A 20,568-nucleotide genomic window follows, 5' to 3' on the forward strand; every position below is an offset into this window, starting at 1 on the left:
ATACCGAAAAACTTGCAAAAATAAAAGTTGTCCGCACTTATTGTTTCATAAGCATTTGTTTTTTTACGGAAGCTCTATTGTCATATTTCCACTTACCCCTTGCAATTTGCCTATATTAGGGTTAAAATTTACAGATAGTATTGTCTATTTGTCCGGAGACAGGGGGATAAAATGTGGTGTCTGAAATGAAGATTGATCATCGGGAAAGGGCCTACGCTCTGCTCAAGGCAGACGCGGATAAGATTTTGCGTTTGATTCAGGTGCAAATGGACAACTTAACGATGCCCAAATGTCCTTTATACGAGGAAGTGTTGGATACTCAGATGTTCGGCTTTTCTCGTGAAATAGACTTTGCCGTCCGCCTCGGACTTGTGGATGAAAAGGATGGCAAGGAATTGATATGTTCACTTGAAAGGCGGCTATCTGCTCTCCATGAGGCATTTACAGAAAGTGAAAAGTGAGTGATTTTGTACAAGCATCATCACTATCGCCGCACTGTAAAACTCAAACAGTTTATTCGAAATTGTTTGGGTTTTTTTGTCCTATGGACAGACGTTTAGGTAGTATTCTTTTACTTTTTTACTCTATTAATAAATGGCGAAAATTGAATGAAAGATTGGATGAAGAATATGCTGAAAAAAATACTGCGGTCATATGATTACTCGATCATCGCTGTTTATTTTCTGCTCTGCTTATTTGGATTAATCATGATTTATAGCGCCAGCATGGTGGTGGCTGTTCAGTGGTTTGGTTACCCGGCTGATTTTTTTTATGAAAAGCAGAAGATCAACCTGCTCGTTGGATTCTTGTTTTTTTTGTTTTTCGCCATTTTTCCATATAAAGCATACAAAAATAAAACCTTTCTCATTTCCATTACGTTAGCTGCGGTGCTTGGTTTATTTGCAGTTGTTTTGTTTGGACATGTCACAAATAACGCCCAAAGCTGGATTCAATTGGGGGCGCGAAAAATCCAGCCCTCCGAGTTCGCGAAGATAAGCGTCATTATATACTTATCCGCGGTATATTCAAAAAAGCAATCCTATATCAACCAACTCAATAAAGGGGTATTGCCCCCTTTGCTCTTTCTCGTTTTTGTCTGTTTTTTGATTGCAATGGAACCAGATAATGGTACCGCGCTCATTACTTTATTAATCGGAATGACGATTATCGTCTGCTCGGGAATGCGATTTCGCACGATCATGAAGCTCGTCATGCTCGGATTGCTGTTAATTGCTGTCCTTTCTCCTTTCCTTATTTTAAAGTTCGAAAAGATTTTTACAGAAAATCGCATGGGCCGATTCGCGGGGTACTTGGACCCTTTTGGAACCGGGCAGAATGAGGGCTTTCAACTCGTAAACTCGTATTTGGCTATCGGTTCCGGCGGCTTAAAAGGGTTGGGGCTTGGTCAAAGTGTCCAAAAGCTAGGGTATTTGCCGGAAGCCCACACCGATTTTATTATGGCAATCATTGCAGAGGAACTTGGAGCATTTGGAGTCGCTTTTGTATTGGTTGGGCTTGGATATATCGTTTTGAGAGGCCTTTTTATCGCCACCAGAAGTAAGGATCCGTTTGGCGCTATGCTGGCGATTGGCATTTCATGCATGATTGGTATTCAATCCTTTATTAATTTGGGGGGAATGTCAGGCCTAATCCCGATAACGGGGGTTCCACTTCCTTTCATTAGTTATGGCGGATCATCCATTCTAGTATTATCCATTTTGATGGGAATTTTGGCTAATGTGGCCATGTTTAACAATTACGAAGAAAAATTCAAAGCCGAAAAAGCTGTTCCTGTACCACATGCTGAGCCTTCCCAGCCGAATGCCAATCGGAAATGGGGCGCTCAGCGGCGTACATTTAAATAAATGGTTATTATAGAAAGGGAGAATTGTGGATGAAGAATATTAATAAAGTACTGGTTGCCAACAGGGGGGAAATCGCCATCCGGGTATTCAGGGCCTGTACAGAGCTCAACATCCGGACGGTGGCCGTCTATTCCCGCGAAGACTCCGGGTCCTACCACCGCTATAAAGCGGATGAAGCCTATTTGGTCGGCGAAGGAAAAAAACCTATAGATGCTTATTTAGATATTGAAGGCATCATTGACATTGCGAAAAGGGCCGGAGTGGATGCCATTCACCCTGGGTATGGATTCCTTTCCGAAAACATTGATTTTGCCAGACGGTGCGAAGAAGAGGGACTCATCTTCATCGGACCGGCTGTCAAACACCTCGATATGTTCGGGGATAAAGTAAAAGCCAAGCACCAGGCCATCTTGGCGGGGATCCCAGTTATCCCGGGAAGCGATGGGCCTGCAGAAACCCTTGAAGAAGCGGCCGCATTCGGTAATGACCATGGATACCCAATTATGGTAAAGGCGGCTCTTGGCGGCGGTGGACGCGGTATGAGGATTGTGCGTTCGCGCGGAGAGCTAAAGGAAGCTTACGAGCGGGCCAAATCGGAAGCAAAAGCCGCTTTTGGAAATGATGAAGTATATGTCGAAAAATTAATTGAAAATCCGAAGCATATTGAAGTCCAGATTTTGGGAGATGCCAAAGGCGATATCATTCATTTGTTTGAAAGGGATTGCTCCGTCCAAAGACGCCATCAAAAAGTTGTTGAAACGGCACCATGCGTATCGCTTTCAGACCATATGCGCGAAAGAATTTGCGATGCGGCGGTTACCCTCATGAAAAATGTCGGGTACATAAATGCCGGAACGGTAGAGTTCCTTGTTTCAGGCAATGAGTTTTACTTTATTGAAGTGAATCCAAGAATCCAGGTGGAACATACGATTACAGAAATGATCACCGGGATTGACATCGTCCAATCACAAATCCTGATTGCGGAAGGGCATTCCCTGCATGGAGAAACAATTCAGATTCCAAAGCAGGAACATATTAAGATGAACGGTTTTGCCATTCAGTCACGTGTCACAACTGAAGATCCGCTTAACGACTTCATGCCTGACACCGGTAAGATCATGGCATATCGTTCTGGCGGTGGATTTGGCGTCCGTCTTGATGCAGGTAACGGCTTTCAAGGGGCTGTCATTACCCCGTTTTATGATTCGCTGCTTGTAAAAGTATCGACCCAAGCGCTCACCTTCAGGCAGGCTGCGGCAAAAATGGTCAGAAATCTGAAAGAATTTCGCATTAGGGGAATAAAAACAAATATTCCATTTTTGATCAATGTCATGGAACATGAAAAGTTCATTACGGGTGAATATGATACTTCTTTTATTGATGAGACGCCGGAATTGTTTTCTTTTGAGGAGAGCAAAGACCGCGGAACAAAAATGCTCTCATATATTGGAACGGTCACGGTAAATGGTTTCCCTGGAATTGAAACGACGAAAAAACCGGTTTTTCCGGATCCGCGCATACCCAAAATACCTGCGGGCCAATCAGTGCCACCCGGAACAAAGCAAATTTTGGAACAACAAGGTGCAGAAGGGCTTGTTAATTGGGTAAAAAATCAGAATAGAGTGCTTGTAAGCGATACAACTTTTCGCGATGCCCACCAGTCGTTGCTTGCCACTCGTGTCAGAACCCGTGATATGTTGCAAGTGGCAGAGCCGACAGCACAACTTCTTCCAGGACTGTTCTCCTTGGAAATGTGGGGAGGGGCCACGTTTGATGTTGCGTACCGGTTTTTGAAAGAAGACCCGTGGGAGCGCCTTCAAGTACTTCGGAAGAAGATTCCGAATTTGCTTTTTCAAATGCTTTTCCGCGGCTCGAACGCCGTCGGATATAAAAACTATCCTGATAACGTCATCCGTGAGTTTATCAGATTATCCGCTGATGCAGGCATTGACGTTTTTCGGATTTTTGACAGCCTTAACTGGGTCAAGGGAATGGAAGTGGCAATCGATTCTGTCCGCGCATCAGGGAAAATTGCCCAAGCGGCTATTTGTTATACCGGGGACATCAACGATCCGGCAAGGTCCAAGTATGATGTCAATTATTATAAGCAGCTCGCCAAAGAATTGGAAGCTCAGGGTGCCCATATTCTGGCCATTAAAGATATGGCTGGCTTATTAAAGCCCGAAGCGGCTTACCGCCTTATTTCCGAATTGAAGGGTATAGTCGATGTGCCAATTCATCTGCACATGCATGATACGAGCGGCAACGGAATCTTTACGTATACGAAAGCCATTGAAGCGGGTGTCGACATTATTGACACGGCTTTGGGATCGGTTGCGGGGCTTACATCCCAGCCCAGTTTGAATTCGCTTTACTATGCCCTGGAGGGAACAGACAGGCAGCCAGATGTGTCGATTGATGATGTGGAAAAGCTTTCCTACTATTGGGAGGATGTCCGCAAATATTACCAGCACTTCGAAAGCGGCATGCTTGCTCCTCATTCAGAAGTATACCGTCATGAGATGCCGGGCGGACAATATAGCAACTTGCAACAACAGGCGAAAGCGGTTGGGCTTGGAAGCCGCTGGGATGAAGTAAAAGATATGTACCGCCGGGTAAACTTGATGTTTGGAGATATCGTCAAAGTGACACCTTCATCCAAGGTGGTCGGGGATATGGCGCTCTTTATGGTGCAAAACGATTTGACGGAGGAATCTGTCCTTGAAAAAGGCATGACAATCGACTTTCCTGATTCGGTTATTGAACTGTTTGAAGGATACCTCGGACAGCCTTACGGCGGCTTTCCGAAAGATTTGCAGCGAGTCATTTTAAAGAAACGCAAGCCTATTACCGTACGCCCTGGAGAGCTGCTTGAAGATATCGATTTTGCCGCGTTAAAAGCCCAGTTGGCACAAGAGGTCGGAGGTACCGTTTCTGAGTATGATGTAATGGCCTACGCCCTGTACCCGAAAGTAATCCTTGAGTATTTTCAAACCATCAACCAATTTGGAAATATTTCGGTTATCGACACGCCCACATTTTTTCACGGAATGAGATTGGGAGAAGAAATCGAAGTAGAAATCGAAACAGGAAAGACATTGATCGTCAAGCTCGTATCAATCGGCCAATCACAGCCGGATGGAACCCGGACAGTTTATTTCGAGCTAAATGGCCAGCCGCGTGAAATTATCATTAAAGATGAAAGCATCAAGTCGACCGTTATCGCAAAGCGGAAGGCGGATCCGAAAAATGAAGCTGAAATCGCTGCCACCATGCCTGGAACGGTGCTAAAAGTGCTTGTTGCCAAAGGAGAGGCCGTGAAAAAAGGCGATCATCTCATTATCACCGAAGCAATGAAAATGGAGACAACCGTACAGGCGCCTTTCTCTGGAACGATCAAAGATATTTACGTCAAAAGCGGCGAGGCGATCCAAACAGGCGATTTGCTTATCGAGATGGAAAAATAATATCCCGAGCGCAAAAAACTTGCACACGAACATCATGTGCAAGTTTTTTCATTGCTGCGTAATCATTTTAGATGATTTCAGTTCACCCGGCGTTGTTTCTTGTACAGGTGCATATTCCACGCCTGGTCTTGAAAATAACATAATAAAATAACTAAGTAAACCAAAGAGGCAGGTAATAAAGAGGGCATGCGCAAGGGCAACGTAAATATTCAATTCCGTTAACACAACGACAGCACCAGCCGCTACTTGCAAGGTAACCAGAATGAAGGCTACAATCCACCCCATATACACGACTCTTTGATTTTTATAATGCTTTACGGCCATCCATGTGATATAACCAATCCAAATAAAAATGAGTCCGGCCATTACGCGGTGGCCCATTTGAATCCACTCATACATATTGGATGGAAGCGCCAGTAGAGACCCGTTCGAACATAAAGGCCAATCACTGCAAATAAGGCTTGCGTCGGTATGGCGGACGAGCGCGCCTGTATAAACGACAATATAACTGTATATGGTGACACCGACCGTATGATATTTCATCCTTTTATCTATTTGCAATTTCGTTGTATCGAACTTTTTATCCACTTCAAAAATCAACAGTGTCAATAAAAAGACAGAAGCAAAAGAAATAAGGGAAATACCGAAATGAAGCGCTAAAACAAATTTTGATTGCCCCCATACAACTGCAGCCGCACCGATTAATGCTTGTAAAATAAGAAAAAAGACAGAAAGGACCGCGAGCGGCTTCGTTTCTCTTTTGTCTCCGATCGCTTTCCAAGCCCAGATGGAAAGAATAACAACCATAATGGCTGCAGATCCGGAAACAACCCGGTGGGCCAGTTCAATGATCAGTTCTGCATTGATATTTGATGGAATCAGTTCGCCATTGCAAAGGGGCCATGATCTTCCACAGCCGAGTGAAGAACCTGTCTTTGTCACTAAAGCTCCCCCGAGCAAGACGAAGACCATGACCACCGTCGAGAGAACGGCGAACCATTTTAATTTCCGGTGCAAATTTTCACCTACTTACTATAAGAGATTTTATTTTCATGGAACGTTCAGCAACAATAATTTCAATAACGATAGTACCTAATCATGCTCCAAAAAACAACCGACAAATTTGTTAACATCGCTTTCACTATTGAAAAACTTGAAATTACAGGGTTTTTTTGCTAGAAATGATATATAGTATGCTCCATAAACTGATCAAAAAAGATTGCTGCCGACACACTTTTGACAAAATGGCCGACACACTTTTGACAAAGATTGTGGCGAAAGCAATATATAAATGGTTGCATAATATGCTTAAATATAAAATGGAAAGTAGCAATGGCCTGAGGGAAAAAATGCTTTAAACCTGATAGTTCGGATTTTCGGATGCATTATGGTACAATACAAAGTGCACCAGCATACCTACATAACATATTGAAAAAACAGGAAAATAAGTGAACAAATACTGAAAAATGAACATAATAAGGGAAAATTGCATCATTTTGGACTATAGTAAGGGTAAAGCAATCAAGTTTATAAAGGGAGAGAGGTGGAAGAATAATGGATAACAGTCGGCTTGCATCAGCGGTGGAAGAAGCCATCCCTCCTGCTACTGCCTGGAAAGACTTCCTGTCATTGATCAAAATTGGTATTGTCAACTCGAACTTGATCACCACATTTACTGGACTATGGATAGCAATCATCATGACTGAAAAACACTTTTTGCAGTCACTTGACATTGTCTTTTTAACATTGCTTGGCACATCCCTTATTATAGCCGGTTCATGTGCACTCAATAATTATATTGATCGTGACATTGACCCGATTATGGAAAGAACGAAAGACAGGCCTACAGTTACAGGAAGAATCAGCGGAGGCAAAGTGTTGGCGATTGGCTTTATTTTTATCGCTGCTGGCCTGTTCATGGTTTTTATGACAAATATGACAGCAGGTCTTATTAGTATAGTAGGGGTCTTCAGTTACGTGGTTCTCTATAGCATGTGGTCAAAGAGGCGGTATGTAAGCAACACTGTGATCGGAAGCATTTCCGGTGCGGTCCCGCCCTTAATTGGTTGGGCGGCAGTGGATCCGAGCTTGCCGGCCATGGCCTGGATGCTTTTTCTCCTCATGTTCATTTGGCAGCCGCCGCATTTTTATGCGTTGGCAATGAGAAGAGTGGAAGAATACCGGGCGGCAAATATTCCGATGTTGCCTGTTGTAAAAGGATTTGCTGCTACAAAGAGAAGCATTATTATGTGGGTGGCCTTGTTGCTCCCATTACCGTTTTTTATGTCTTCTTTGGGCACTCCATTCGTGATATTTGCGACTATTTTAAATGTCGGATGGCTCATTTTGGGTATTGCTGGATATAAAATGAAAAATAATATAAAATGGGCAACGTTCATGTTTGTCTATTCCTTAAATTATTTGACCATTCTTTTTACGGCCATGGTCATATTTACAGTTATATAACTTGGGGAATTCTTTCTTATGTAAGAAATCCATATATAAAAGACCCGGTCATTGGTTGACATTATGATTTTTTAACGAAAGAGGGGTTAGTAGAATTATGAAACAATGGCTGCATAAGTGGCGCCTTTTATCGGTGTTTGCGATGTTGGCGCTCGTTCTTTCAGGCTGCGGCGAGCCTTTTGTATCCGCACTGGTACCAGCGGGTAAAATTGCCAAGCAACAATATGATCTCATTCTGTTAAGTTTGGGGATCATGACATTGGTAATCGTCGTTGTAGTAATCATTTTTACTTTTGCCATTATTCGTTTCCGTCGCCGGAAAGGGGAAGAAAATAAAATCCCTAAACAGGTTGAAGGCAGTCATACATTGGAAATCGTCTGGACTGTTATTCCAATTGTCTTGTTGCTGATTCTCGCCGTTCCTACGGTTGCCATTACATTTAGCCAAGGCGATGTATCCGCAATTAACAAGAAGGATGAGGATGGAAACAGGGAGGCATTGGTTGTCAATGTGCGTGCCCATTTGTACTGGTGGGAATTTGAATATCCTGATCTTGGCATCGTAACAAGCCAGGACTTGGTGATTCCGACTGACGAGAAAGTTTATTTCAAAGTAAAAGCCGCAGATGTAAAACACTCGTTTTGGATTCCGCCACTGGGAGGAAAGCTGGATACAAACCCTGAAAACGAAAACAAGTTTTGGTTGATTGTTGACGGCAAAAAAGCGGAAAAAGCAGAAAATGTCTTTTACGGCAAGTGTGCCGAGCTATGCGGTCCTTCCCACGCATTAATGGACTTCAAGGTAAAAGCGTTGCCTCAGCAAGATTTTGAAAAATGGGTGGCAGATATGCAAGACGCCAAAGAACCTGCTCCAACTACAGAACTTGCGCAACAGGGAGAAGAAATTTTTCAACAAAGCTGTATCACATGCCATGCTATCTCCCCGAGCAACGAAGCACCGGCTCAAGCGAGAACAGCACCAAATTTGGCCGGGTTTGCTGAGCGCGAAAGAATTGCCGGTATCCTTGACCATAACGAGGAAAACTTGAAGGAATGGCTGAAGGATCCTGAGAAAGTGAAACCGGGCAATAAAATGACGGGCACTTATCCAGCATTATCTGATGAAGAATTGGATGCTTTGGCTGCCTATTTAATGGAATTAAAGGTTCAAGAATGACGACTTTAAAATAAGGGAGGTTTATCTCTGTGAGTACTATTGCTCAAAAAAGAGGTTTCGGTGCCGTTTTATGGGATTATTTAACGACTGTCGACCATAAAAAAGTTGGTATCTTATATTTTGGCGCAGGATTTTTCTTCTTCCTCCTTGGCGGAATCGAAGCCATGATTATACGTATCCAGCTCGCAGTTCCCAACAATGACTTTGTAAGTGCTGGAACGTTTAATGAAATGATGACCATGCATGGGACAACGATGATCTTCTTTGCCGCCATGCCGATCTTGATTGGATTTATGAACGCCATTATGCCTCTCCAAATTGGGGCGCGGGACGTGGCATTCCCGTTTTTGAATGCTCTTGGACTATGGCTGTTCATTTTTGGAGGATTATTGGTCAACGTCTCTTGGTTTTTAGGAGGCGCACCAGAAGCTGGTTGGACTTCTTATGCATCACTTGCGATGAACTCCGCAACCCATGGTACAGATTTCTATGCTACCGGAATTCAAATTTCCGGGTTTGGAACACTCATGGGGGGAATTAACTTCTTGGTCACGATTATCAACATGCGTGCGCCAGGAATGACTTACATGAGAATGCCAATGTTCACATGGACAACATTTATCACTTCAGCACTTATTTTGTTTGCATTCCCGCCGCTGACAGTTGCATTGTTCTTGCTTACATTTGACAGACTGTTTGGCTCTCAATTCTTTAATGTAGCTGCCGGAGGGAACACGATTATTTGGGAACACTTCTTCTGGATCTTTGGACATCCGGAAGTATATATCTTGATTTTGCCTGCTTTCGGGATTTTCTCGGAAGTGATCTCGACCTTTTCAAGAAAAAGATTATTTGGATATTCGTCAATGGTATTCGCTACCGTTCTAATCGGATTCCTTGGCTTCATGGTGTGGGCTCACCATATGTTTACAGTTGGATTAGGTAATATCGCCAATGCAATCTTTGCTGTTGCGACGATGGCAATTGCGGTTCCGACAGGTATTAAAATCTTTAACTGGCTATTAACAATGTGGGGCGGAAGCATTAAATTTACAACACCAATGCTATGGGCGGCAGCGTTCATTCCTTCATTCGTAATGGGTGGAGTGACTGGAATCATGCAGGCTGCAGCTCCAGCCGACTACCAATACCATGACACCTACTTTATCGTGGCCCACTTCCACTATGTCATTGTTGGTGGAGTCGTATTCGGTATTTTTGCTGCCGTTCATTTTTACTGGCCAAAGCTTTTTGGACACATGTTAAATGAGACTTTAGGGAAAATCACATGTATCTTATTTGTCATCGGGTTCCATCTAACATTCTTCATCCAGCATTTCCTTGGTCTAATGGGGATGCCGCGAAGAGTCTTTACATTCCTTGACGGACAAGGATTAGAGACTGGAAACATGATTAGTTCTATCGGAGCTTTGACAATGGGTGTAGCCGTTGTGGTTTTACTCATTAACGTTGTGATCACTGCTATTAAAAATGAATCTGTTGCAAATGACCCTTGGGGTGACGGCCGTTCTATCGAATGGGCAATTCCTTCACCACCGCCATTTTATAACTTTAAACAACTCCCGCTCGTTCGCGGACTTGATGCTTACTGGCTTGAGAAAATGGATGGAAAAACAGAAATGACTCCAGCAGAGCCTGTAGGAGACATTCATATGCCAAATGGTTCATTTATTCCATTTATGATCTCTTTAGGTTTCTTCGTTGCTTCCTTTGGAGCCATTTACAATCAGGAACATGCTTGGGGAATACCAGTATTAATCATTGGTTTGGCTATCGCCTTTGGATCCATGCTTGTGCGCTCCCTGAAAGATGATCATGGCTATCATATTCCGAAAGCCGAGTTGTTGGAAGATGAGAAGGGGGTTAAGGCATAATGCATGTTGAACAGCAATTTACTCCAGAAACATGGCCCGAGTTGCCTGAACGGGCCACTCTGGAGGGTAAAAATAAGTTTTTGGGCCTCTGGTTCTTTCTTGGGGGCGAAACCGTATTATTTGCGTCCTTTTTCGCCACATATTTGGCACTGAAGGATAAGGTCCCAGCCAGCGGAGGCTTGACCTCGTCCGAAGTCTTCGGTTTACCGCTTGCATTTGCCATGACGATGCTGTTACTCACTAGTTCGGTAACAAGTGTGTATGCCATTTACCATTTGCGGAACTTTAATTATAAAAAGATGCAGTTATGGTTTATCATCACGCTTTTATTGGGCTTAGGATTCTTTGCTTTAGAAATTTATGAGTTTTGGCATTATACGACAGAGTTAGGATTTGGTTTCACAAGCAGTGCTTTCAGCTCGGCTTTCTATACACTTGTTGGATTCCACGGAGGACACGTAGTGTTTGGACTTGGCTGGATTGCAGCATTGCTGATCAGAAACAGAAAACGTGGACTCAGCCTTTATAATGCGCCAAAGTTTTACCTGGCAAGTATTTACTGGCACTTTATTGACGTAGTCTGGGTATTTATCTTCACTGTCGTTTATTTAATGGGAATGGTGGGATAACGTATGGAAGATCAATACATGAATTCAGGAAATGCACGCGTTGATTATGAGTACCGCAAAAAAAGAAACAAGGAAGCCATGCGCCATCAAGTAATTTCTTTTGCCATTTCAATTTTTCTGACATTGGTGGCATTTGGGGCAGTGGCAGCAGGGTTTGACAAATGGTTTGTCATCCCGTTCATTCTTTTGCTCGCATTGGTGCAAGTTATTTTCCAATTGTATTATTTCATGCATATGAATGAAAAAGGACATGAAGCGGTTCAATTATTTATATATGGGGGAGTCATTATTGGTTTTGTAACCATTTTGGGCTTCGTCACGATTGTATGGTGGTAATAGGAGAGCCAGTCGAAACTTTCGGCTGGCTTTTCATTTGTTTTGTCATGAACTTGTCAATCGCCATCATTGAACCGGAAAGTAGGTAAACGTATAATGAAAAGTAGAAGGAAACGTATTCTACAAAAGAGGTGAAGGCGAATGCCTTTTAGCGCTTTAAGTATATTTGGATTTCGAGCTCTTTGGAGCCCGTATTTTTTGATCTTTGTTTTGTTGTTGATCGCCGCCTTTTTCTATTTGACGGTTAAGAAACGTGACCAATTTGCCAACAGTGAACCACTGAAAAAAAAAGAAGGCATCATTTTTGTCATAAGCATGGTTCTCCTTTATGTGATTAAGGGCTCTCCCGTGGACTTAATGGCGCATATCATGTTTTCTTTTCATATGGTGCAAATGGCATTTCTTTACCTTGTCATACCACCGCTTTTCATTGCGGGGGTGCCGAACTGGATTTGGGAAAAAGTGATTGAACTGCCAGTGATTCGTTCAATGTTCCGTTTTTTTACAAGGCCCCTTATCGCTCTAGTTGGATTTAATGGGCTATTTTCGATTTATCATATTCCACTTGTAATGGATTTCGTAAAAATGAATATCATTTTGCATGCTTCGTATACGGTGATGTTATTTGTGTTTGCCATTTTTCTGTGGTGGCCTTTAGTCAATACTCTGCCGGGGCAGAATCAACTTCATGGCTTGAAAAAGATCGGTTATATATTGGGGGATGCTGTTCTCCTTACACCGGCATGCGGACTCATTATATTTGCTCCCGAAGCAATGTATGCGACCTATACTGATGGGGAATTATGGCTAAAGTCGATGGCCCTCTGTGTGCCCGGGTCAACTTTGGAAGGGCTGACCATCAGTGGCCCAGAATTATTCACAAACATGCCAGCAAAGGAAGACCAACAATTAGGCGGCGTATTAATGAAAATCATCCAGGAAATTGTACTCGCCACCATCTTGGCAAAAGTATTCTTTGATTGGTATAAAAAAGAGCAAGTTGATTCGGAACCTGTGGATGAAACAGGAACGCTTGTTCAGCAGGAACCCCGCCACGCAGATTAACTAAAATAAAGACGGGAAGTACTGGAGCAATTCAATATACAAATAAGGAAGGGTATCGCATAATGTCTGTTCCAATGTTACCGACAATCAGTACGGTGTGTATCGTTATAAGTGCTGTTCTAGTAGCAATTGGCTGGTCCAAAGTCAAGAGAAGAGAACTAGAAACCCATCAAAAAATGATGACAGCAGCAGCTGTATTTGCCGTAATCTTTTTTGCTATTTATTCATCAAGGACAGTATTTATAGGAAATACTTCATTCGGGGGTCCGGATGAAGTAAAGTTGTTTTACACAGTTTTCTTATTCTTTCATATTACCTTGGCAACTGTAGGTGCTGTCCTTGGCATTATCTCTCTGTGGACCGGCTTTAAAGACAGGCTGCATGTTCATCGTAAGATTGGGCCGTTTTCAAGTGTTGTATGGCTTGCAACCGGAATAACAGGTGTTATAGTCTATTTACTGTTGTATGTGATATATGAGGGTGGGGAAACGACTTCTCTTATCAAAGCAATATTGGGAAATTAAACATAAAAACATGCCAGGAGGATTCCTGGCATGTTTTTTTAAATAAAAGATGGGCTATCTTCGCTTTTGCTAGAAGGGCGAGCGCAAAAACGATTTAACTTGTGCGGTAAATGCAAGAATGGTTATAGGGTGATGGAATCAAGACATATTCAAGGAGCTCATCGCTCCAAGGAAACCAGAATATCACTTCAAATAGGCGGCGAGTATTTATTAACGAGCAGGCTCGCCATTTTATGAATCGTAGAAAAGCCGCATGAAGCCTGCCTGGAGTTCTGCAGCATTGTCTACGATAGTTAACATGAGCGCCTTGGTTGGGTTATTCCTCCAAAATCTATTGAAGCAATAGATCTTATATTTTGAAGTTTAATTTGATAATCTCGGCCTCTCGTGCTGTTTTGAAAACGATGAGCAGCATCGGTCCAATGAAAAACCCAAGAAAGCCAAATAACTTTAAACCGAGATACATGGCAATTAAGGTTGCAAGTGGCGACAAACCGATATGGGTTCCCATCACTTTTGGTTCCACTGTTCGTCTAATAATAAGCAAAACGGTTGCAAGAACCGCCAGTTGTGTACCAAGAATGACGTTTCCTGTTAACAGGTGATATAGTGACCATGGAGCCAGTATGACGATTGAACCGATAATGGGTATTAAATCAATGATCCAAATAATGATAGACATAATAATGGCTGTTTTGGGAGAAATGATTAAGAGGCCAATTAATGAAACACCCAGAATCAACAAACTGACTAAAAACTGCGCTTTGCAAAAACCAAAAACAACCGTTGAGATCCTTTTCGTCATGAAATTTACTTTTTCTGAAGTTTGATCGGTTAAATGACGGTAAATTCTATTTCGTATTTTAGGTAAATCCAACATAAACAGAAATAATGCGATCAAGTATACGAGAAAGCTTACTAAAAAGTTCGGTATGTATGATAACGCACTACTGATATTTTCTATATTGATATAATTGATGACGCTCGTTACAATCGTGTTCAAAAAAGTGTTTATTTCGTGGGTGACGGCATGAACCATTTCTTTTGGTAGCGCTTGGGCGGTGTTTTTAAATTGTTCTTCATATTGGTACCATATTCTCGAAACATTGTTCACGTACTCCGGCAGATCTTCCACAAGCTTAACGCCTTGGCTGATGACTTTCGTTGTTGTGAAATAAATGCCAATCCCCATAACAAGTGTAAATACTGTAAAAACGATCATGACGTTATAATGTCTTTTCATTTTAAACTTTGATTGCAGCATTCTTACGAGCGGCTCCAACAAAAGTGCAGTAATCAATGCGGCGATCAGTGGGACAGATACTGGAAGGATATAAAACGCGGCCAAACCAAGAATCACCATGGCGGCAGCAAGAATCACGTATTTTCTTTTTAACATTCCACGCAAAATACTTCTCCTTTTCTCATGATTTTAATTTATTATATAATGTCCACAGCCTTTTCGGTAGTAATATGCAGGCAAAAACAAAAAAAGTGCAGGACCGTAGTCTCAGGCAATCGGGTTTGCCAAGTGGCGAAGGGGACTTGTTGCTCGCTTTCATCAAACTTTTGAATATATATTGAAGCTTAGCGCAGGAATAAACCCCCTCTGAACAAATGTTGCGAGCTTAATTATTTCCAAATAAATCCTTTTTTTATTAAGCACCTAAAATCGCCACATCCAAGATATGATTGCTTGCTCTTCGTTTTGCCGCATGAGGAGTCCTTTTTGGCGGCAGGCTGTTTCAAAGCTTTGTGAAGCCTTCTTGACTACTACTTCTTACATGGGTGTCCTGTTTGGCGGGATGAATGTGGCCAACTTCATTTCCCGTATACATGTGTGGCATCTTAACGCACAAATAGTCTGGGACACAACTAAATCAGCTGATTAAAAAACAAACAACAAATTGAAACAATTCAGTAGGGATTTTCTTCCCTCTCCTACTGAATGTTAGTTGAACCAATCGGGCATTTAGGTGCCGTTTTCTCCCACTTGGACCTTTTGTATTCACTCAAGATTTTGAAGTATGAGTCTTTACGGCATCTTACATGCGGGATAAAGTGAAACTTCATTCAGTAGGGATTTTCTTCCCTCTCCTACTGAATGTTAGTTGAACGAATCGGGCACCTTACATGCGGGATAAATTGTCCTAGTGTATAATACGCAAGCTTTTACCGTAGTCAAAATAGGTAGACTCCTGCGGGAATGGCTCGAGCTGAAGATCCCGCAGGAAAGCGACCTTTGCTTTCCGAGGAAGCTGAAGAGACCTGCGGAAAGCGAAATATGTTGACGTAGCGATGATAGGGATTTTTTTACACAAATAAACCGAACAATTATAAATGAATTGTTCGGTTTTTGCTATTTCGCATTTGCTTATGTCCCAGCTCCTACTCAGCAAACATATCCAAATCTTTTTTGATGTTATCAAGCATTTGCTTGCATTGCTTGACAAGATGGTTTGGAAATACTTCATCGTCCCCGTACTCTACTCCATGAGGATAATAATGTTTGCCAAGAAGTGGCGTCATCAATTGAATAACTGCTTTGCGGCTACCGACATCTCCCTCAACGGCATAGCCGGGGATGCGTAAGTAGTATGTACCTTCTTTGATTTGGAACTTATGATCATATGTAGCCCGTTCATAATCCCATTGTCCCGCAAGAATCATTCTGTGCTTGCTCATTACTTCGTCCAGACGGTTAAAATCAATTTTTATCGATTCAATACCAGTATCTTCAAACTTCATATCTTCAATCCCTCCTAAATAATCAGGCCGAATGAGTAATTCCCCATGTTTTATAATAGTCCAAAAAGTGCTCAGTTGCAACAAAGGCTCTCTCTAATATGTAACAATTGTGTATAATTTGCGGACTGTTGGTGAACATATGAAAGTGTAATGAAAAAATGATTCAGGAGGAGGTATCATCATGACGCTTATCCGGGATATTATGACGGATGAAGTTGAGACATGTTCATTAAAAGATAATATTTACGAAGTTGCGGTAAAAATGAAAGAATGGGATGTTGGTGTAATCCCGATTGTGGAAGGAAAAAGACTTGTAGGCATTATTACGGATCGTGACATTGTACTTAGGTGCATCGCTGAGAAAAATCCTCCTTCTTCTAAAGTTGAAGAAATTATGAGTGAGAACTTATTTACTGTGACACCTGATACGACTACGCAGGAAGCGGCGAGACTAATGGCAAAAGAACAAATTCGCAGACTCCCTGTTGTTGAAAATGGTGAGCTTGTCGGAATCGTTGCTCTCGGTGACCTGGCCGTTCGCGACTTGACCGATAATCAAGCAAAAACAGCTTTATCCGAAATATCCGAACCGGACGATGAACAATCCATTCATTGATTTCATCAAAATCGAAGATGCTTACAGAAAAACGCAAGCGAACTGCTATCGACAAGCTGAAAGGGAATGGATGTTGCTACTCATCTTGCTCGATTCAAGGAAAATATCTCTAAAAATTGTATGAAGCTTTCTATTGCTTTCCCAATCAGCCCAGCTAGGCAGCAGGGACATTAAGTGATGTTGCTTAGTCAGTCATGCTCCAAAAAGCTTGCGCTTTCTCTTGGAGGGATGATTATCCATGTTTTGTCGCCGCTTTAACTGGCGCGTCCTGCCTCATCGGTTGCTTGAAGCCTGTCCTGTTCATTGGGGTCTCAATCGCCGCAGGCCCGTCTTTCGGCTGAACTAGCGGCCTATTTAGGTCAACGGGCTTCAATCGACGCAGTCCTGCCTCAATCGGCTTACTAGCGACCTATACGTCAACAGTCATTAGTCGGCGTGACAAGTCTCATCATTGGCTGGACGAGTGCTCTATATTTCGCAGGCTTCATCGGTGCTGTCTTCGTCTCAATTAGAGCAGTTTGGCCCGCACATTAAGGACACGCTTTACTCATTCTGACGAATACTTATCATTCATGTATACTTTCCTTTTCAAAAACCCTGAATTTCAGGGTTTTTCTTGCTGTAGTTTATTGTACATGCAGTAGGAAGTGGTATAATGAAAACGAATCATGAAAAGAGTATTCGGGAAGGAGGAGAAAAGCTGCGTACGTTATTCAGAATATTTATTTTGGCTGGCTTCTTCTTGTTTATCAGCTTTTATATATATTCTCCCGAACAAACAGGCCCCTTAAAAGATAATTCGTATATGCTTCCTTCCAAAGATAATGAAGAAAACATTCCCGATCAAAATATTCCGGGTTCTGAAACTCAGCCTGAAAGCGGATTGGGTTCCTATATTGGAAAGCCCGCCAATCAATTGCTGGAAGTTCACGGTAAACCAGACAGGAAAGAACCTTCCGCCTATGATTATGAATGGTGGGTGTACAATGATCAGGCCCATAAATATATGCAAGTGGGAGTCCGAGATGGCATTATTGTTACATTATACGTTTTAGGTGATCAATTAGATGTTTCCCCTTACAAAATAGGCCAGCCGGTCGAAGATATTTACCGTACGACAATGCTGGAAACAGAGATTGTGGTCACTTCTGAAAATGGAACTTATCGGCTTGAGCTTTCAGAAGAAGACTTAAATATGAGGCCGCTTATTCAGCTAGGGGATATTTTCGCCCAACTGTCCGTTGATAAGTTTACCGGCAAGCTGTTTAGTGTCCGCTTTCTTGATCAGGACACACTCGTTGCCCAAAGGTCGTACGAGCTTGTTTACAGAGGAGATGGGCCCCAGAGCGAAGAACCTGATGACGAGGAATGGGCAGCAATTGAAAGGGGAAGCGAGCGCCAAATATACGATATAACGAATATTTTTCGAAAGAGGTTTGGACTGGACACATTAACGTGGGATGAAGAGATTTCAAGCGTTGCTTATGGCCATAGTAAAGATATGAATTTAAACGATTATTTTGACCATGAGTCGCCCAAATACGGCGACTTGGAAAAGCGGTTGAACGAAGGAAAGGTTGAGTTTCAATCAGCAGCAGAGAATATTGCCGCAGATTATATTGACGGACCGGCAGCATTTGAAGGGTGGCTGAATTCGGAGAATCATAGAAAGCCGCTTTTGGATAAGGATGTTACGCATATCGGGGTGGGTGTTTATCAAAAAAATTATACCCAAAACTTTGTGCGTAAAAAATAAAAGGGAACCCAGTGGCATTATATATGATCAAACATATACATGAAGTGACGGATAATCGAGTCATTTGAGGTGATTGAGGGATGACAAGGAAAAAACTTCACCCGTCAGTCGAACAATTTAAGCAATTTGTAAGAGAGCATCCGAACCTTGTCAAACTGGTAAGAGCAGAGGAAAGTACATGGCAGGAGCTATATGAGGAGTGGTACTTGCTCGGTGGGGATGACCCCAAATGGGAAAAATATAAAAATGGAAAAACGGCTGAAGCAACCGAAACCAAGGATGATGTAAAAAAATGGTTTACTCAATTTTCCGGTCTTTTGAAAAAAATGGATGCCAATCAAATGCAATATCATATTGATAACCTAAGCCAAGCGATAGGTGCGATCCAAGGCCTGCTCTCTCAATTTCAAGGAAGTAGCCAGCAACAAAACGACCCGGCACAAGAGGCACCCCGCGATCCATTTGCTTTTAGAAAAGACTGACGCAAGGAGGAGAACGGATGAGAGCCGATGTTTTGCAATATATTTATGCAAATCATGAATTAAAACAATTTATCCGGGAACAGCCTCGATGGTATCGAACATTGTCCAGAGATCCAAAACAATTGGAGCAATTTGAAATCGCCTCCCTCCATTATTTTAAAAAAACGATTCCTCATCAAGTGGAAAAATTTTCACAGGGAGTGCAAATGGCAAACATGTTTATGGGCATGCTCCAAGCAATGAATACTAAGTAAAGAACACATGTGAATGAAAGTCCATGTGTTCTTTATTTTTTTGCATGAAGCCTCTTGTTTGGAGAAAAGCTATGGTCAAGGAGTGATGACATTGAAAATATTGGCGATTTGTTTCATTGTATTTTTGCTTGCCAGCGGCTGTGCCCAAAAATTGCCTGAGCCGGAATCAATGAATGCAAGGGCTTCGGAGGAAAGCACAAAGCAAAAAACCTTCACGGTTCATCGAATTTTAAAAGGGAATACACTCATGATCGAATGTTTTGCACCGTCCATTTCATTTTCCAATCAGTCGGAGGCAAAAAATAAGGGGAAAGCTCGATTATACATGAACGGAACATTTCACAGCGAACACGAATCGGCTGCTTTTATCGTCAAAGATTTGCCCAAAGGTGTACATGACATTAAAATAGAAATTGTAAATGACCATGATGAACCTGTCGGCTTAAGCGAGCAGTTTTCGGTGACAATTCAATAACGCAGTCGCATAGCAAATAAAAACATGGTAAAATGAGTGTGGAGGTGGACCGTTTGCTTGCAACACTTGAAAGAGTCAAAATTATTGAAACAGCCGAGATGCTTGGGAACATGATCAATGCCACTGACATCGCCGATAAGTACCGGTTTTATTATCATAAATTGCATCAAGATGGAAGGACGAAAGCAAAGATAGAGGCTTTCGTGAAAATGAAAGAAGTGTACGAAGATGTTCAACGCTTTGGACGTTATCATCCCGATTATAAACAGGTAATGAGAAAGGTTCGCGAATTAAAAAGAGATATGGATTTGGATGAAAATGTGGCTAATTTCCGGAAAGCGGAAAATGAAATCCAATCTATTTTGGATGAAATAAGCATGTTAATTGGAAAAGCAGTCTCCGCCAATATCAAGGTGGCAACGGGCAATCCTTTTTTTGAAACAGGTGCTGCTTGCGGCGGTGGTTGCGGTACTGGCGGCGGCTGCGGCTGTTCTGCCTAAGAGCTAAAGGGGATCATAAATGTTTATAAAGAAGCAAGGATTAATTGTATGGCTGACCCATACGAAAAATATAAAGGCGTTAAAACGATTTGGGAATATACATTATGTCTCCAAGAGAATGAAGTATGCCGTTCTTTATTGCAACCAGGAAGATTTGGAACTTATTTCGGACAAGTTGCGGCAGTTTCAGTTTGTAAAGAAAGTGGAGCCATCATACAAGCCATACTTAAAGACAGAGTTTGAAAATGCCAAACCGGATAAAGCAAAAGAATATGATTATCGAATTGGTCTTTAATAAAAAGGCGGCCCGGTA

At 42.3% G+C, this 20,568-nt stretch carries 20 protein-coding genes; 17 read left to right on the forward strand and 3 right to left on the reverse strand.

All coding sequences use genetic code 11. The annotated features are described in order from the left end of the window. Positions 1 to 173: 173 nt before the first annotated feature. From JOC94_RS18055 to pyc, 3 genes are all read left to right on the forward strand, one after another. On the forward strand, positions 174 to 461 hold the full coding sequence (locus tag JOC94_RS18055; RefSeq protein ID WP_077110982.1) for a YlaN family protein: 288 nt from the start codon (positions 174 to 176) through the stop codon (positions 459 to 461). Between the two features lie 168 nt (positions 462 to 629). Further along, the gene (locus JOC94_RS18060) at positions 630 to 1,865 is read left to right on the forward strand and encodes an FtsW/RodA/SpoVE family cell cycle protein (protein WP_205180036.1); all 1,236 of its coding nucleotides are present in this window, start codon (positions 630 to 632) and stop codon (positions 1,863 to 1,865) included. A 29-nt stretch (positions 1,866 to 1,894) separates the two neighbouring features. Next, on the forward strand, positions 1,895 to 5,332 hold the full coding sequence (gene pyc, locus JOC94_RS18065) for a pyruvate carboxylase (protein ID WP_205180037.1): 3,438 nt from the start codon (positions 1,895 to 1,897) through the stop codon (positions 5,330 to 5,332). Positions 5,333 to 5,380: 48 nt separating this feature from the next. Here the strand turns inward: pyc and JOC94_RS18070 are convergent, their stop codons facing one another. Then, positions 5,381 to 6,349 (reverse strand): COX15/CtaA family protein, encoded by a 969-nt coding sequence (locus tag JOC94_RS18070; RefSeq protein ID WP_205180039.1) that lies wholly within the window; start codon positions 6,347 to 6,349, stop codon positions 5,381 to 5,383. Between the two features lie 537 nt (positions 6,350 to 6,886). Here JOC94_RS18070 and cyoE point away from each other — a divergent pair. The 7 genes from cyoE (at position 6,887) to JOC94_RS18105 (ending at position 13,424) form a co-directional block, all read left to right on the forward strand. Continuing rightward, complete coding sequence (cyoE, locus tag JOC94_RS18075; protein WP_077110988.1) at positions 6,887 to 7,798, forward strand: heme o synthase; 912 nt, start codon at positions 6,887 to 6,889, stop codon at positions 7,796 to 7,798. 97 nt (positions 7,799 to 7,895) lie between these two features. Further along, entirely contained in the window at positions 7,896 to 8,975 is a 1,080-nt protein-coding gene (gene coxB / locus JOC94_RS18080) for a cytochrome c oxidase subunit II (protein ID WP_077110990.1), read from the forward strand. Positions 8,976 to 9,004: 29 nt separating this feature from the next. Beyond that, positions 9,005 to 10,870 (forward strand): cytochrome c oxidase subunit I, encoded by a 1,866-nt coding sequence (gene ctaD, locus JOC94_RS18085; protein ID WP_077110991.1) that lies wholly within the window; start codon positions 9,005 to 9,007, stop codon positions 10,868 to 10,870. Beyond that, positions 10,870 to 11,499, forward strand: coding sequence for a cytochrome c oxidase subunit 3 (locus tag JOC94_RS18090; RefSeq protein ID WP_077110993.1), 630 nt, complete (start codon positions 10,870 to 10,872; stop codon positions 11,497 to 11,499). Before ctaD ends, JOC94_RS18090 begins: the two co-directional genes overlap by 1 nt. A gap of 3 nt (positions 11,500 to 11,502) precedes the next feature. Beyond that, positions 11,503 to 11,835, forward strand: coding sequence for a cytochrome c oxidase subunit IVB (ctaF, locus tag JOC94_RS18095; RefSeq protein ID WP_077110995.1), 333 nt, complete (start codon positions 11,503 to 11,505; stop codon positions 11,833 to 11,835). A 141-nt stretch (positions 11,836 to 11,976) separates the two neighbouring features. Further along, positions 11,977 to 12,900: a cytochrome c oxidase assembly factor CtaG gene (gene ctaG / locus JOC94_RS18100; RefSeq protein ID WP_077110996.1), complete on the forward strand. Its 924-nt coding sequence runs from the start codon at positions 11,977 to 11,979 to the stop codon at positions 12,898 to 12,900. A gap of 62 nt (positions 12,901 to 12,962) precedes the next feature. Next, positions 12,963 to 13,424, forward strand: coding sequence for a DUF420 domain-containing protein (locus JOC94_RS18105; protein WP_077110998.1), 462 nt, complete (start codon positions 12,963 to 12,965; stop codon positions 13,422 to 13,424). A 349-nt stretch (positions 13,425 to 13,773) separates the two neighbouring features. Here the strand turns inward: JOC94_RS18105 and ytvI are convergent, their stop codons facing one another. Further along, the gene (ytvI, locus tag JOC94_RS18110; RefSeq protein ID WP_408021932.1) at positions 13,774 to 14,832 is read right to left on the reverse strand and encodes a sporulation integral membrane protein YtvI; all 1,059 of its coding nucleotides are present in this window, start codon (positions 14,830 to 14,832) and stop codon (positions 13,774 to 13,776) included. A gap of 980 nt (positions 14,833 to 15,812) precedes the next feature. Beyond that, the gene (locus JOC94_RS18115; RefSeq protein ID WP_077111000.1) at positions 15,813 to 16,172 is read right to left on the reverse strand and encodes a YugN family protein; all 360 of its coding nucleotides are present in this window, start codon (positions 16,170 to 16,172) and stop codon (positions 15,813 to 15,815) included. Between the two features lie 181 nt (positions 16,173 to 16,353). Here JOC94_RS18115 and JOC94_RS18120 point away from each other — a divergent pair, with 181 nt between their 5' ends. The 7 genes from JOC94_RS18120 (at position 16,354) to JOC94_RS18150 (ending at position 20,550) form a co-directional block, all read left to right on the forward strand. Then, positions 16,354 to 16,788 carry a CBS domain-containing protein gene (locus JOC94_RS18120; RefSeq protein WP_077111002.1) on the forward strand — a complete coding sequence of 145 codons (435 nt, stop codon included), beginning with the start codon at positions 16,354 to 16,356 and terminating at the stop codon, positions 16,786 to 16,788. A 655-nt stretch (positions 16,789 to 17,443) separates the two neighbouring features. Beyond that, on the forward strand, positions 17,444 to 18,544 hold the full coding sequence (locus JOC94_RS18125; RefSeq protein ID WP_077111004.1) for a CAP domain-containing protein: 1,101 nt from the start codon (positions 17,444 to 17,446) through the stop codon (positions 18,542 to 18,544). Positions 18,545 to 18,624: 80 nt separating this feature from the next. Continuing rightward, positions 18,625 to 19,026 (forward strand): YlbD family protein, encoded by a 402-nt coding sequence (gene ylbD / locus JOC94_RS18130; protein ID WP_077111006.1) that lies wholly within the window; start codon positions 18,625 to 18,627, stop codon positions 19,024 to 19,026. Between the two features lie 17 nt (positions 19,027 to 19,043). Continuing rightward, a complete protein-coding gene (locus tag JOC94_RS18135) occupies positions 19,044 to 19,280 on the forward strand; it encodes a YlbE-like family protein (protein WP_077111009.1) in 237 nt (78 codons plus the stop codon). A gap of 91 nt (positions 19,281 to 19,371) precedes the next feature. Then, the gene (locus tag JOC94_RS18140; protein ID WP_139345599.1) at positions 19,372 to 19,755 is read left to right on the forward strand and encodes a hypothetical protein; all 384 of its coding nucleotides are present in this window, start codon (positions 19,372 to 19,374) and stop codon (positions 19,753 to 19,755) included. A gap of 53 nt (positions 19,756 to 19,808) precedes the next feature. Continuing rightward, positions 19,809 to 20,255 (forward strand): YlbF family regulator, encoded by a 447-nt coding sequence (locus JOC94_RS18145; RefSeq protein WP_077111013.1) that lies wholly within the window; start codon positions 19,809 to 19,811, stop codon positions 20,253 to 20,255. A gap of 19 nt (positions 20,256 to 20,274) precedes the next feature. Further along, on the forward strand, positions 20,275 to 20,550 hold the full coding sequence (locus tag JOC94_RS18150; RefSeq protein ID WP_077111015.1) for a YlbG family protein: 276 nt from the start codon (positions 20,275 to 20,277) through the stop codon (positions 20,548 to 20,550). Positions 20,551 to 20,568 lie beyond the last annotated feature (18 nt).

It is taken from the genome of Siminovitchia thermophila (assembly GCF_016909185.1).
GTDB classification, from domain to species: domain Bacteria; phylum Bacillota; class Bacilli; order Bacillales; family Bacillaceae_C; genus Siminovitchia; species Siminovitchia thermophila.

What these genes read in the sequence shown, in the direction of transcription:
- JOC94_RS18060 (WP_205180036.1), top strand. Translation starts at nt 630, where the DNA reads ATGCTGAAAAAAATACTGCGGTCATATGATTACTCGATCATCGCTGTT.
- pyc (WP_205180037.1), top strand. Translation starts at nt 1,895, where the DNA reads ATGAAGAATATTAATAAAGTACTGGTTGCCAACAGGGGGGAAATCGCC.
- cyoE (WP_077110988.1), top strand. Translation starts at nt 6,887, where the DNA reads ATGGATAACAGTCGGCTTGCATCAGCGGTGGAAGAAGCCATCCCTCCT.
- coxB (WP_077110990.1), top strand. Translation starts at nt 7,896, where the DNA reads ATGAAACAATGGCTGCATAAGTGGCGCCTTTTATCGGTGTTTGCGATG.
- JOC94_RS18090 (WP_077110993.1), top strand. Translation starts at nt 10,870, where the DNA reads ATGCATGTTGAACAGCAATTTACTCCAGAAACATGGCCCGAGTTGCCT.
- ctaF (WP_077110995.1), top strand. Translation starts at nt 11,503, where the DNA reads ATGGAAGATCAATACATGAATTCAGGAAATGCACGCGTTGATTATGAG.
- ctaG (WP_077110996.1), top strand. Translation starts at nt 11,977, where the DNA reads ATGCCTTTTAGCGCTTTAAGTATATTTGGATTTCGAGCTCTTTGGAGC.
- JOC94_RS18105 (WP_077110998.1), top strand. Translation starts at nt 12,963, where the DNA reads ATGTCTGTTCCAATGTTACCGACAATCAGTACGGTGTGTATCGTTATA.
- JOC94_RS18115 (WP_077111000.1), bottom strand. Translation starts at nt 16,172, where the DNA reads ATGAAGTTTGAAGATACTGGTATTGAATCGATAAAAATTGATTTTAAC.
- JOC94_RS18120 (WP_077111002.1), top strand. Translation starts at nt 16,354, where the DNA reads ATGACGCTTATCCGGGATATTATGACGGATGAAGTTGAGACATGTTCA.
- JOC94_RS18125 (WP_077111004.1), top strand. Translation starts at nt 17,444, where the DNA reads ATGAAAACGAATCATGAAAAGAGTATTCGGGAAGGAGGAGAAAAGCTG.
- ylbD (WP_077111006.1), top strand. Translation starts at nt 18,625, where the DNA reads ATGACAAGGAAAAAACTTCACCCGTCAGTCGAACAATTTAAGCAATTT.
- JOC94_RS18135 (WP_077111009.1), top strand. Translation starts at nt 19,044, where the DNA reads ATGAGAGCCGATGTTTTGCAATATATTTATGCAAATCATGAATTAAAA.
- JOC94_RS18150 (WP_077111015.1), top strand. Translation starts at nt 20,275, where the DNA reads ATGTTTATAAAGAAGCAAGGATTAATTGTATGGCTGACCCATACGAAA.